Origin of the sequence: Roseivirga spongicola (assembly GCF_001592965.1) — a bacterium.
GTDB lineage: Bacteria > Bacteroidota > Bacteroidia > Cytophagales > Cyclobacteriaceae > Roseivirga > Roseivirga spongicola.
On the sequence record NZ_LRPC01000001.1, the window covers coordinates 464,888 to 478,823 of the forward strand.

Consider the following 13,936-nt stretch of genomic DNA (forward strand, 5'->3'; position numbering starts at 1 on the left):
TGTCATAATATGAAAAGACTACTCTTTTTTCTTCTAACCATTCTACCATTTAGCAGTATAGCCTTTCAGGCGAATCCACCTATTTACTCAGTTTATCTGATTGGAGATGCTGGTGAACCTTACGAAAACCCTGTGCTCACATTGCTCAAGAAAGAGCTAGATATGGCTGGAGAAAATGCAGCAGTCATTTTTTTGGGAGATAACATTTACCCTAAGGGAATGCCTCCGGAAGATCATCCGCTAAGGGCAGAAGCTGAATTAGCTATTGATGGCCAAATCAATGCTGTTAAAGACTTTGCCGGCAAAAAAGTGTTTATACCTGGCAACCACGACTGGGCTCAGGGAAGAAGCTATGGAGTAGACTGGCTGCGCAACCAAGAAGATTATGTAGAAAATGCTTTGAACAATCTTGACGTATGGATTCCTACCAGAGGTTGTCCTGGGCCTGTTGAAATTGATCTTAACGAGAAAATCACCCTTGTTGTAATAGACACCCAGTGGTTTTTGCACAAAGGCAGAAAGCCAGAAGAAGGGAATAATTGCGGAGTAACTTCTTTGGTAGAAGTGGGAGCACTCTTGCAAGACATTCTAAAGAGAAATGCCCACAAAAAAGTGATAGTTAGCTCACACCACCCTATGTACACATATGGAATTCATGGAGGTGTTTTTGGGCTGAAAGATCATATTTTCCCACTTACGGCTTCAAAAAAGCTCAAGAACCTGTACATACCACTCCCGGTTATTGGCTCCATTTACCCGATGTACAGAAAGATCTTCGGAAACATTCAAGACAATACGCACCCCGTTTACAAGCAGTTCAGAGATGGCATGGTTCAATTAATGAAAACCCACCCTGACGTAATTCATACGGCAGGCCATGAGCATGCGCTAGAACATATAGAAAAAGAAGACATGCACTTTGTTGTCAGTGGGTCTGGCGCCAAAAACAATGCCCATGTAAAGCAGAAAGGAGATGCTCTTTTTGCACAAAATACTATGGGCTACGGCAGGCTAGACTACTACAATGATGGAAAAGTAACCCTTACGTTTATCACTCCAGAAGGAGGCCAGGCGAAAGAGCTCTATTCAGCCGTTTTGTCTGAAAATCCGTTCCCCCCAAATCCGGAAGACCTGATTGCTAAATTCAACACTAACGAGTTTAAGGATAAAACCGTTGAATTTCCTGCATCACTCAAATACAACAATAAGAGCAACCTCCACAAAAGCTTATTTGGAGCCAATTACCGAGAAGAATGGGCTGCAGAAGTAGAGCATCCAGTTTTTGACATTGGCTCTGTAAAAGGCGGACTCAAAATTTTGAAAAAAGGCGGAGGGCATCAAACCATTTCACTAAGGCTAGAAGCCGAAGATGGTAAGCAGTATGTTTTGAGATCTATAGACAAGAATCCAGCACTCACACTTCCACCAAACCTGCGTAGAACATTTATTAAAGGCATTGTTCAAGATGGCATTTCATCTTCTCATCCTTACGCTCCCACTGTAATTCCTCCATTGGCTGATGCTGCTGGAATTTACCACGCTAACCCTGAGATTTACTACATTCCAGACGATCCTCGATTTGGTATTTACAGAAAAGACTTTGCCAACACCTTGGCGCTGTTCGAAGAAAGAGCGAACAAAGAGCATATATCAGAGCCATTTTTTGGCGCTGGAGACGATGTTCATTCTAGCATTGAACTATATGAAAAGCTTCAAGACGATAATGATGAAAAGGTTGATGAGGCTTTTGTTGTCAGAAATCGCTTGTTCGATATGTGGTTAGGCGATTGGGATCGTCATGACGACCAGTGGAGATGGGTTGAGTTTGACCAAAAAGATGATAAAAAGCTCTACCGACCAATACCTAGAGACAGAGACGTAGCCTTTTTTGCTGGAGAAGGTGCTTTTAAAAAGCTCTCAGCATCTAAATGGGCGCAACCAGCCCTAAAAGGTTTCCATGACGAAATCAGTTACACTCCTTCTTATGGTTTCTACAGAATTCGTTGGTTCGATAGGTACTTTATGACCGAACCAGACGAGGTTTCTTGGGTGCAACAAGCGAATGAGCTAAAAGCTGCCTTAACTGATGAAGTAATAGAGTCGGCCTTTAAAGTTTGGCCACAAGAAATCTATAACCTTTCAGGCGAAGAAATTATCCGCAAACTCAAGAACAGAAGGGATAATCTAGATACTTACGCTCGAGACTATTTCCGCTTTCTCTCTAAAACCGTGAACGTTCTTGGAAGCGATAAGCGTGAACGTTTTGTTGTAGAAAGACTAGATGATGAGCATACTAAGGTTACCATGTTCAAAATCTCAGACAAGGGCAACCTTGAAAAGAAGTACGAGAGAACCTTCAAAACCTCCATCACTGAAGAAATAAGACTATACGGCTTCGATCAGGAAGATGAGTTTATTATCTCTGGCGATGTAAATGAAGGAATTGTTGTAAGAATAATTGGTGGTGGCGACAAAGACTTAATAAAAGACTCTAGTAATGTGCAAGGCGCTAAGAAACACACTATTGTTTACGACAAAACCAAGAGCACAACCATTGAAGCTGGCCTAGAAACCAAAGACAAGACATCTGACGATGATCCGGACATCAATCAGTATGATATGGAAGAGTTCGACTTTGATGTAACTATGCCACTTGTAAGCTTCAACTACAACCCCGATGATGGGATTTTCATTGGTGGTGGGTTTATGAGAAAGAATGATGGTTTTAGAAAAGAACCTTACGCCAGCAAACACAAAGTACTAGCCAATTATGCAGTGGCCACAAGCTCGTACAATCTGAGCTACGAAGCAGAGTTTGTAGACATATTAGGCAGAGCAAATCTACTTTTAGACTTGGATGTAAAAGCTCCAAACTTTGTAAACAACTTCTTTGGCTTAGGAAATGAAACAGAATACAATAAAGATTTAGACCTTACCTATTACAGAACTCGCTACCAGTCTTACTTGATAAACCCTAGCCTGAGCTTCCCAGTGGGGGCCAGCGCCAATTTTGTAATTGGCGGCCGTGTGTGGGGAGTTGAAATTGAAGAAAACAATGACCGCTTTATTTCTGACTTCCCTAATAATGGTCTGAATCCGAATATCATAGAGGAGCACAGAACCTACGTTGGAGGAAACGTAGGCTTTCATTTTGAAACTAAAGACGATGAAATTTTCCCAAAAAGGGGAGTTACATTTAACACTGATGTTATCTATGACAATGGCATTGGAAACCTAGCTAAAAACAGTGCAAGATGGACTACTGACTTAACTTTTAGATGGGTGCTCGATGGTTTTGGCCGTACATCAATGGCTACCAGAGTAGGATACAATAAGTCTTTCGGTGATTACGAGTTTTATCAGGCCAGCAGATTAGATGGTTTCAATACTCTAAGGGGTTATAGAAGGTATAGATTTGCGGGCGAGAGCAGTTTCTACCATCAAGTAGACCTAAGAGTAGACTTGTTTGAGTGGAGAAATTACTTCTTGCCAGCAAGAGTTGGCCTTATTCTATTCAACGACATTGGCCGAGTTTGGGTAGATGGAGAAGACTCCAACAAACTGCACCATGGTTATGGTGGAGGCGTTTACCTCACCCCATTTGGGCAGTTTGCTGTGAACATTTTATTAGCCCGATCTGAAGAAAACTTCCTTCCGCTATTCAAGCTAGGCTTCTATTTCTAATTATACATTAGGAATATCTACATAAAAAGAGGTGCCTTTACCCACTTCCGAGCTGAAGGTAATGGTGCCTCCATGCATTTCTATGAACTGCTTTACAATAACTAAACCTAAGCCCGTGCCTTCTATATCACCAACATTAGAGGCTCTGGAAAAAGATTCAAAAAGGTTCGGCTGATCCCTCTCTGGTATACCAATTCCGTAATCGTTTACCACAACAGAAATACCGTTATCAGAAAACTTGAGTACTACATCTGGATCTTTCTTAGCTCCTGAGTACTTGAGCGCATTGCTTATTAGGTTAGAAATAGCGTGAGAAATTAACTGACTATCCAAAAGTAGCTGGCGTTCCTTACCTTCTACGGTTAAACCAACTGATCGGTCTTTATACTGAACTTGGCACTCTTGAATTACCTGCTTTACTATACCTGTTAAAGACGTTATCTCTTTCTTTAGGTGAGTTTTTCCTACATCTAGACGCCCCAAGGTGAATACGTCTTTTAGCAATGAATTTAGGCGATCTAATTCAGTTCTGATTCTAGTTACGTGCTTAACAAGCTTATTATCTGGCATTTCTGGTCTGTTATCCAGATACATGCTGATAAGTTCGTTACTTGATTGTATGGTGGTCAATGGTGTTCTGAACTCATGCGATGCCATTGAAATAAAGCTAGACTTAAGCTTATTAAGCTGTCGTTCTTTTTCAATAACCTTAACAATCTCACTAATATCTCTAGTTGAAGTAAGCACAAACTGTACTTTATTTTCTTGATTCATAACAGCGCTCATAGAAACACCTGCCCAGAAATACTCACCATCCTTCTTTTGAATTCGATACTGGGTCATCACATTGGTGCTCTTATTGGCAATGGTGTCTCTAAAAACTTCCAATGCACGCTTGCTGTCATCAGGATGAATGAACTCCTCCAGCGTCATTTCCATCTTTTCTTCTACAGAATACCCTTCTAGCCTTTCGCAAGAAGGTGAAACAAACGTATAAGAACCGTCTAGCTTATGAAGGCAAATTACATCGGCAGAGTTTTCGGACACCAGTTTATACTGTTCTTCCTTGGCACGAAGCTTCTCTTCAGTAATCTTCTTTTCGGTAATGTCAATTTTATTAGCCCTCCAGTAAATCGGCTTGTCTTCTTCATCGAAAATTAAGCCACCAGTAGCCTGAATCCATCTCCACTCGCCATTCTTATGCTTATACCTGAAGTAGCTTGTTTTCTCCTTGATTCTTTTCTCCAGACTCTCCGTAAAATCTTTTTCTATAGCAGAAACATCTTCGGGGTGTACAAACTCTAAGGCATTCCTACCCAGCATCTCCTCCACTTCATAGCCCATAGACTCTTTCACCGATGGGGTAACAAATAGATAGTTACCTTCTAAATCCATGAGCGTAACAATGTCGTTGGAGTTTTCAGTAATAAGCTTGTAGCGTTCTTCACTCTCTTTTAGCTTCTGCTGAGCCTCCACTCTATCCGTTACATTTCTTGTAGAAGTTTGTAAGAAAATGGCTTCTCCATTATCGTCCAAAATAGCGCCACCCACAGTTTCTAACCACTCCAATTCGCCCTCTTTATTTTTAGCCTGAAAAGTAATGCTTACAGTTTTCAGCTTACCCTCAATTACGCTAAGCATGGTATCCGAAACCTTGTACAAGTATTCAGGCGCAATAATCTCTCGCAACCTTAGCTTCTGAAGTTCCATTGGCGTATACCCCAATACTTCTTTTGAAGAAGGAGAGGCAAATACAAATCGGCCATTCAGCTCGTGCAAGCAGATACAATCACTCGAATTTTCTGAAATGAGCTTATACTTAGCTTCACTTTCCCGAAGCTTTGTTTGTGCCTCCTTTAGGGTAGTTATGTTAGAGAGAGAACCTACAGCCCGTACTGGTTTATCTTCTTTTCCGTAAATAATTCCGGCTTTAAAAAGTGCCCAAATTATACGGTCGTTGGCAGCCGCTAATCTAAATTCTAAAGTGATTTTATCGCGTTTACTTTCAATAGCCTGCTGAAGAATAGAAATGAACTCCTTCTTATCTACATCGTGCAAATATTTAGCTATTAGCAAGTCGTCTAAAGGATTTTCTTCAGGAGGAATACCCATTCCTTACCAAAATTGAGGGGAAAGATAGGATCGCTTCGTATTGAAGTCATACTCCCAAATGGCATCGTTGGTACCTTCTACAGCTAACTGATATCTTTCATTACTTTCTTGTAGCTGGCGCTCTAGATTCTTTCTATCCGTGACATCTTGCAGAATGGTGATAAAGCACTCCTGATTCTGAAAGTCGAGGGGCATACTTGAAGCACTTACCCAAAAAGACTCTCCTTTTTTGTTCTTTAAAACCAGCTCGTGACTTTGGATATGCCCATCGGTTTGGAGCCTGTCTATGTATGACTTTCTACCTTCAAAATTCTGGTAAAAGTGAATCACTTTTTTCCCCAGAAAGTCTACGGGAGACATTTCATATACCTTAAAAAGAACCTCATTGGCAAAAATTACTTTACCATCTTCTTTGGTGGAAATAAAAACAGGGTCAGGAAGAGCATCTACTATTGCCTTTAATCTCTGTTGGCTTAGCTCCAAATTTAATCGAGACCGCCTGATGTTATCAATATCTTCAGTTATGCCATCTAACCTAATGGGCTTATCGTCTTCATAGAGCACACTAATTCTATCTCTATAATATCTGTAAGTATCCTTTTTTCTTAGCGACTTGTAAGCATAACTAGCTTTGCCCGAACTCAGTGCATTAACTACCTCTTCAAGCACTCTTTCTCTATCGTCTGGGTGAATTCTCTGTTGCCACTCTTCCATGGTTTTAGGAAGAGGGTCTAAGTCTTCTGGATTACCAAATCGAGCAATTGGATTATTATGATATAAAATTTCGTAAGGTTCACTAGTCAAATCAATTGACCATACAACCTCGGTAAGATTATCTACCACAGAGCGTAATTGGACCGTCCTATTTTTGACATCCAGTAAATCGTCTGTAGCACCTTTTAAAATGTTTTCCATCACCTGAGAGCGTAAGAAGCGTGTTTTTTGGATAATTTTAAGATACTATTTTAGTAGTTTTCCGCCAATTAACCTCATTTTTTAGCATATTCACCTAAATGACCAAAGCAGATTAGCCATGGACAACGACTATCAAAACAGCCCTAAAATATTAATTGTTGAAGATGAGCCTTTCATAGCAGAAAATCTTCAAGAAATGTTAGGCATTTTCGGCTATGAAAATACAGAGATAGCCAACTCTGCCAACCAGGCTATTAAAGCCATAAAAGCTTCCAGACCGGACCTTATACTGTTAGACGTAAAGATAAAAGGAGACCAAGATGGAATTGAGCTAGGCGGCATTATTAAAGAGCAGTACAAAGTACCGTTTGTGTACATCACCTCTTATTCAGACAAAGACACTGTTAATAGAGCTAAGCAAACTCAGCCTTTAGGCTTTATAGTTAAGCCTTTTACAAAAGATGATGTATATGCGGCTATTGAAGTAGCGCTATTTAATAAGAACAGACAGGCAGTAATTTCTGGAGAAAGACTACCAGAAAACAACCCTACCACCTACAACAACGACTCTATCTTTATTAAGAAGAAGAGCATGTTGGAGAAAGTGAAATACAGTGATCTTGAGTGGATTGAAGCAGATGGTAACCACATTACCATTCATGCCAGTGATGGCCGTGATTTTACTATTAGAAAATCTCTTAAAGAGATTACGGACAGACTGCCAAAAGATAGATTCTTGAGGGTTCACAAATCATTTGTAGTATTAGTAGATTCGGTAACAGCCATAGACACCAACTTTGTTTATCTAGGCCAAAAGAAAATTCCGATAGGAAGGTCTTACTACAATGCCTTTACAGCAACTCTAAATACAATTAGCGCTAGCTAATCAGTTTCTCGAATAGCTGTAAATAACTGGAGTATCTCCGTTAGATTCACTTAAAGTGAAGTAACCAGATTCATCTGTTGCCCAGGCAATAGCCTCTCCTTGGGGCTCTTGCCTGTAATTCAGACGACTAGGCTGGGTAGCCAAAAGCTCTTGAATACTTTCGTTACCACTTTTAGCCCAATGATATACGTTGGAGTAGTTTTTTATTAGCACCTCATTGCCTGAAGGCGATATATCTGCTGCTACTACAAAAGTGAATGGCAGTACCATTACCCTTTCTGCTGTGTTTTGTTCAGTAGTGCTTTGTGGATAAGACAGTTTGTAGAGTATTACGCTAGGTTCTCTCTTAGTGATTATGTAAATATCTCTGGTTTCAGGATCTACAAAAATCGACTCTGCATCTCTTGCACCATCTTCATAAATATAATTGATGGTTTCCACATCGTTGAGCGTAGCAGTAGCAGGCAAGTCTACTCTAGCTCCTCCAACACCAAATTGCTCAGAAACATCTGGCTCTGGCACTCTATATATATTTAAGCTCTCTCTTACAGCGTTATTATCTCCAATATCGGCTGCATATAGGTAGTTAAGGTTGTCGTCAGGGCCAGCTCCGATAGCCAAGTCTTCCCAATCCCTATTCTGAGCCCCACTTAATTCATATCTACCAGAGTCTGCCCCCTGAAGGGTGAACAGGTAAAGTACGGGGTCACCTCCACTATCATTGTGAGACCATAAGTATTCAGGATTAGAACGACTATTCACTAGCCCAGAAGCCTCATCTAGATCTGAAAATTGGAGTTCGCCAGTAGCCTGTGGAGCAGAGAAAAGTGATGAAATCTCTTGGTCATCATCTTGAGGGTTCTCGTCACTCTGCGGAGACTTACAGCCATTGGCACAAAGTAAGAACAAGCAGAAAATAGCGGTTAGGTTTCTCATAACTCTTTTAAGTAGTTCTAAATCCATGTTGGAACTTGAAAATGTAACTGCTCTTTTCTGCTTTTATTTTGTTTTGGAAACTATTTGAGGCTAGCTCTTACTTTAGCCACCTGCTCTTTAGTTACCATTTTTTCCGCCTTATTCCCGAAAGAATTCATCACGTAATTCAATACATTGGCAATATCAGTGTCGTCTAGGCCAGAAGCCGGCATCACCTGATTATATTTCTTTCCATTTACGGTAATCTCTCCCTGAAGCCCTTCAATTAAGTTTTTGATGTTTCTAGTAACATCTTTCATCAAATAGTCTGACTTAGCTAATGGAGGAAAAACATTAGGAATACCCTGACCTTTATCCATATGACAGGCCATACAAACTTGGTTGTAAGTATTTTTTCCGGCTTCCATGCTTTTTTTCAGAGCATCACTCTGATCTTCAGCAGATTTAAATGAAAATGAAGCCAGCAATAGGCCACAAAAAAGAGTTAAAAGGGTAAGTTTCTTAGTATTCATAGTCTTGCGTTTCGTATCGTCTAAAGTACTTAAGATAATTTACTTAATTAAGGCTTTATTAGTTTATCGATTGCTAAATATCTAGCTCCACCTGGTTTTTCAAAAGGTCTTCAAACTCCTCTCTCTTTCTTATAAGATGCGCCTTTCCTTCATAAATAAGCACCTCGGCAGGTCTTAGCCTAGAGTTATAATTAGAAGCCATGCTAAAAGAGTATGCTCCAGCATTTTTAAAAGCCAGAATATCACCTTCCTTTACTTCACTAAGCTTTCTGTCTAAACCGAACGTATCGGTTTCACAGATATAGCCAACCACCGTATAAACACGTTTCGTGCCAGAGGTATTTGAAACATTGACAATCTCATGGTAGGCATCGTACATCATTGGTCTTATTAGGTGATTCATTCCTGAATCTACCCCAGCAAACACAGTTGCCGGTGTTGTTTTCACCACATTAGTTTTAGTAAGAAATACACCAGACTCACTTACCAGAAACTTTCCAGGTTCAAACCACATTTGTAATTTCCTACCATAAGCCTCGCAAAACTCATTAAAAGCTGCTGAGAGTTTTTGACCTACTTCCTCAATATCGGTGGTAATATCTCCTTCTTTATAAGCCACTTTAAAGCCACTTCCAAAATCTATAAAGTCTAGGTTGGTGAAATTCTTAGCAGCATCGAAAAGTATTTCTGCAGCCCTTAAAAACACCTCCGCATCCAATATGTCAGATCCGGTATGCATATGAAGCCCAACAACATTTAAGTTGTAAGTTGAAACCACTTTAAGTATGTGAGCCATTTGATATATGGAAATACCAAACTTCGAATCGGCATGACCTGTAGAAATCTTTTTATTTCCTCCGGCCATAATGTGCGGGTTCAGTCGAATACACACCGGAACCGAGTCATGGTATTCATTTCCAAACTGCTCCAAGATGGAGATATTATCTAAGTTGATCATTACACCGATTTTCACGGCTTCTTGAATTTCAGCGAAGGAAACACAATTGGGGGTATATAGAATCTGCTCTGGGCTAAAACCTGCTTTGAGCCCCATTCTTACCTCTTGAATTGATACACAGTCTAATTCAGACCCATAACTTTTGAGTAGCTTAAGGATAGAAAGGTTGGTTAAAGATTTACAGGCAAACTTAACCTTCATATCTACGGTGCTAAATGCCGAATTCAATCTATCGAACTGCGACTTTATTTTAGCAGCGTCATAAACGTAAAGTGGAGTTCCGTACTCTGCAGCGAGATCTTCTAAAACAACTCCTTGAATGCTGAATTTATCGTTAACCAATTCCATCTGTTTCAAATTGAGCGCCAAATATATAGCCAATAAAACAAAAAGAGGAAGTTTGACCGACTTCCTCTTCGAATTACTCAACTAAAACTAATTATTACTCGATTACCAAGCGTTTGGTAAGCGCTTTGCCGTTTTGAACTAACTTCATTATATAAATTCCTTTTCCTTGAGAGGAGAGGTCTACTTTTAAAACATATTGTCCATCACTTGGCTTACCCACTCTATTAAACACTTCGTTTCCATCATCATCTACAATGATCACCTGCACTGGAGCATCGCTTTTAGTTTCAAGTTCTACATCAAACCTTCCATCACTTGGGTTAGGGTAAAAGTCAATGTCTCTTAACTCTAGGCTCTCCATCTCATTGGTTCCCACGGCCTTTTTATCATCTTCATTAGCAGATCTAACCATTACTTTGGCTCTAGTAATTACCCTCACATCATCTCTATCGTCTTCGTCTCCATAACTCCATGATCCAAAATTCCCTCTATCTCCCCAGTCATCGAAATCAAAATTGAAGCGAAAACCTTGAAACCGGTCTTTCATTGCATCTCGCAAAGAGTCTACATCCATAATCTCTTCACCATTAAAAAAGAATCTGCCATTGTCATTTCTAAAATCGAATCGCTTCACTAGCGAATCCATATCCATGAAAGAATTATTATCAAAGTCAAAAGCAAAGTTGCCACCAAAGCCTCTCATCATTTCCTGCATTCTTTCCTGCATATCTAAGAATGGAGACATGTCGAAATCTTCATCATCCCAAAAACCTTGGGCTGGTCCATTATGGAAAAAGAACTGTGGCTTATTGCCTCCGAAAGAAAAGCCCAATGCATTTTTATCTATGCCATACTTCTCCAAGTCCGGATCGTTCTGCATTTCCTCACGAGACTCGTAAGTTTTTTCGAAAGTGGTTTCATCATTGCCTTTCTTTTGAACCACCTTTAGCTTGACCTTGCCTTCATGGGTTGTAGAAATAGACACAGATTGACTTTCCCTTATCTTTTCATCTTGAGCCAAAACGGCCACACTTAGTACCATCAGAAATGCAACCATTGCACTTCTAAGTCTCATAAATTGATAGAAAACTGACCTTTTCATTTTTTACCTCCTTATTCATTCAAAAGTACTCTGAGAACTTGCAAATCGTTGTTAAATGCCGGTTAAACGATGTTAATAATTGTTAAGCTTGTGATGACACGATTTAATTAGCCGTAATTTTAAAGCGTGACGCAGAATAAGATACGTTGGTTGATAGGTTTGCTAAGTGTAGCGCTACTCGGGCTCATCGGATTCCAGTTCTACTGGATAGATGAGGTAAATACCGTTAATAGAGAGCGCTTCAATAAAGCGGTAAATGATGCACTGAATGAAGTGGCCTACAAATTAGCCATTCAGAACGATCGTGACTTTCTTCAGCAGACCATGAATAGCGGTGTTCGTTCTCCGCAGAGAAACTTAGAAATACTTCGCGACACCTTGAAGCGAATCTCTAACCCTGGCCAATTTAGCCCTCAAAACCCTGAGAGTTTCGATCAGGATGGAGAGATATTGAGAAGCATGGTCAAAATTCAGGTAAACGAACAAACCGGGGAGTTACTCTTTAATGTAGACTTCACCACCTTTGTAAATCAGGTCCCTTCTTTTGGACCTTCTAATCGCAGTGTAAATCGCGAAGCCTTCATGGAAGATCAGCTTAATAGAAGGTTAGACATGCTTAAGGAGACTTGGCTCAACCATTTGGTAGGAAGCAACAACCTTTTTGAGCGCATCAATCCAGCAGATTTAGATACCCTACTTAGAAAAGAGCTAGAAGGCAAAGGTATTGAGCTAGAGTACAATTACGGAGTGATTGACGCCACTAACAACAACCTAAAAATACTCAATGCCAACACTAAAGAAGATGCTGAAGGAGTGAAAAACTCCAGCCTTAAGGCTAACCTTTTCCCTATGGACTTAACAGAAAAGGAGTATTTTCTTTCCGTAGACTTTCCTCAAGAAAAGAACTACCTAATGAAACAGGCACTCTTACCGCTATCTGCTTCTGGTGTGCTTATGTTTATTGTTATTGGATGCTTTACCTACGCCATTATGGTTATTCTAAAGCAGAAGAAAATCTCTGAGATCAAAAATGATTTCATAAATAACATGACACATGAGTTTAAAACCCCTATAGCTACAGTTTCTTTAGCAACGGAAGCCCTTCAAGACGATGACATAAAGGGGAACAAAATCATTATGGACAGGTATGTTCAGGTTATAAGAGATGAAAATAAAAGGCTAGGTATGCAAGTAGAAAAGGTATTGCAGATTGCTAGTCTAGATAAAAAAGACTTTATACTTAAGTTTGAAAAGGCCGATGTGCACGACATCATTCAAAAGGCCTTGGTTAATATAACGATAATGGTTGGGCAACGAGGTGGCGTAATTTCTAGTCAGCTTTTGGCTTCTAATCCAGAAATAGAAGCAGACAAAGTTCACTTAACTAATATTATCTACAACCTCTTAGATAATGCCAATAAGTACTCTCCAGATGCACCTGAAATACATATTCGCACCGAAAGCATATCTACCGGAGTAATTATCAAAATTACCGACAAAGGCATTGGTATGTCTAAGGAAGCTACCCAAAAAATATTTGATAAATTCTATCGTGTTTCTACAGGAAATGTTCACGACATTAAAGGTTTTGGTCTTGGCCTCTCCTATGTTAAAAACATTGTAGACATGCACCAAGGTTCGGTTTCTGTAAAAAGTGAGCTGGGCAAAGGAAGTACATTTAAAGTTTTTTTACCGTTTACTCATGGCTAGTTTTAAGTTATTATTGGTTGAGGATGATCCCAATCTAGGACAGATTTTGAATGAATACCTCACCTTAAAAGGATATGAAACCACTCTTTGCAGAGATGGCGAAGAAGGAGTTTCGGCCTTTAAAAAAGAACAGTACGACCTGTGCCTCTTCGATGTAATGCTTCCTAAAAAGGATGGCTTTTCCATGGCCAAGGAAATACGCAGAACAGACTCTGTTACTCCAATAATCTTTCTCACCGCTAAATCGATGAAGGAAGACACTATTGAAGGCTTTAAAATTGGTGGCGATGATTACATCACCAAGCCCTTCAGTATGGAAGAGCTTTTATTACGTATTCAGGCTATTCTGCGTAGAACAGCAGAAAAAAACCCTCAGGTATCTGATCAGAAAGAATTCGATTTTGGTTCTTTTCACTTCGATTATGACAAGCAATTGCTCATACATGGAAACGACCAAACCAAACTTACTTCTAAAGAATCTGAGTTACTAAGGTTACTTTGCTTACACGTAAATCAACCTTTAGACAGGTCTACAGCACTAAAAATTATTTGGAGAGACGACTCGTACTTTAATGCTAGAAGTATGGATGTGTACATTGCTAAACTGAGGAAACACCTAAAACCAGACCCAACCGTTCAAATTATGACTCTGCATGGCTCAGGCTTTAAGTTGATAACTGACGCTCAGATTACTGAATAAGCATATAAATTGTGCTTGGAAAGTGTCCGAAAGTTTAGTACTTTATTCAACACGCTGTTAATAAATTAATAAA

At 39.8% G+C, this 13,936-nt stretch carries 10 protein-coding genes; 4 read left to right on the top strand and 6 right to left on the bottom strand.

What is annotated here, in order from left to right:
* The first annotated feature begins 9 nt into the window (after nt 1-9).
* Complete coding sequence (locus AWW68_RS02110) at nt 10-3,684, top strand: metallophosphoesterase (RefSeq protein ID WP_068216087.1); 3,675 nt, start codon at nt 10-12, stop codon at nt 3,682-3,684.
* On the opposite strand, the gene AWW68_RS02115 is transcribed toward AWW68_RS02110, so the two are convergent.
* Both AWW68_RS02115 and AWW68_RS02120 read right to left on the bottom strand, forming a co-directional pair.
* Nucleotides 3,685-5,796 carry a PAS domain-containing protein gene (locus AWW68_RS02115; protein ID WP_068216089.1) on the bottom strand — a complete coding sequence of 704 codons (2,112 nt, stop codon included), beginning with the start codon at nt 5,794-5,796 and terminating at the stop codon, nt 3,685-3,687.
* Between the two features lie 3 nt (nt 5,797-5,799).
* Nucleotides 5,800-6,711 (bottom strand): PAS domain-containing protein, encoded by a 912-nt coding sequence (locus AWW68_RS02120; RefSeq protein ID WP_068216091.1) that lies wholly within the window; start codon nt 6,709-6,711, stop codon nt 5,800-5,802.
* Between the two features lie 118 nt (nt 6,712-6,829).
* On the opposite strand from AWW68_RS02120, the gene AWW68_RS02125 reads away from it, so the two are divergent.
* Nucleotides 6,830-7,597: a response regulator gene (locus AWW68_RS02125; RefSeq protein WP_068216093.1), complete on the top strand. Its 768-nt coding sequence runs from the start codon at nt 6,830-6,832 to the stop codon at nt 7,595-7,597.
* Here the strand turns inward: AWW68_RS02125 and AWW68_RS02130 are convergent, their stop codons facing one another.
* The 4 genes from AWW68_RS02130 to AWW68_RS02145 all read right to left on the bottom strand — a co-directional run bounded on the left by AWW68_RS02130 (nt 7,598) and on the right by AWW68_RS02145 (nt 11,453).
* Nucleotides 7,598-8,560, bottom strand: a complete 963-nt coding sequence (locus AWW68_RS02130; RefSeq protein ID WP_089082259.1) for a hypothetical protein — start codon at nt 8,558-8,560, stop codon at nt 7,598-7,600.
* A 53-nt stretch (nt 8,561-8,613) separates the two neighbouring features.
* Entirely contained in the window at nt 8,614-9,045 is a 432-nt protein-coding gene (locus tag AWW68_RS02135; protein WP_084375541.1) for a c-type cytochrome, read from the bottom strand.
* A gap of 73 nt (nt 9,046-9,118) precedes the next feature.
* A complete protein-coding gene (gene lysA / locus AWW68_RS02140) occupies nt 9,119-10,351 on the bottom strand; it encodes a diaminopimelate decarboxylase (RefSeq protein ID WP_068216095.1) in 1,233 nt (410 codons plus the stop codon).
* A gap of 94 nt (nt 10,352-10,445) precedes the next feature.
* A complete protein-coding gene (locus tag AWW68_RS02145; protein WP_068216098.1) occupies nt 10,446-11,453 on the bottom strand; it encodes a T9SS type A sorting domain-containing protein in 1,008 nt (335 codons plus the stop codon).
* Nucleotides 11,454-11,579: 126 nt separating this feature from the next.
* Between AWW68_RS02145 and AWW68_RS02150 the strand changes: the two genes are divergently transcribed.
* Nucleotides 11,580-13,163 carry a sensor histidine kinase gene (locus AWW68_RS02150; protein WP_157717492.1) on the top strand — a complete coding sequence of 528 codons (1,584 nt, stop codon included), beginning with the start codon at nt 11,580-11,582 and terminating at the stop codon, nt 13,161-13,163.
* Nucleotides 13,156-13,863 carry a response regulator transcription factor gene (locus tag AWW68_RS02155; protein WP_068216101.1) on the top strand — a complete coding sequence of 236 codons (708 nt, stop codon included), beginning with the start codon at nt 13,156-13,158 and terminating at the stop codon, nt 13,861-13,863. Before AWW68_RS02150 ends, AWW68_RS02155 begins: the two co-directional genes overlap by 8 nt.
* Nucleotides 13,864-13,936: the final 73 nt, after the last annotated feature.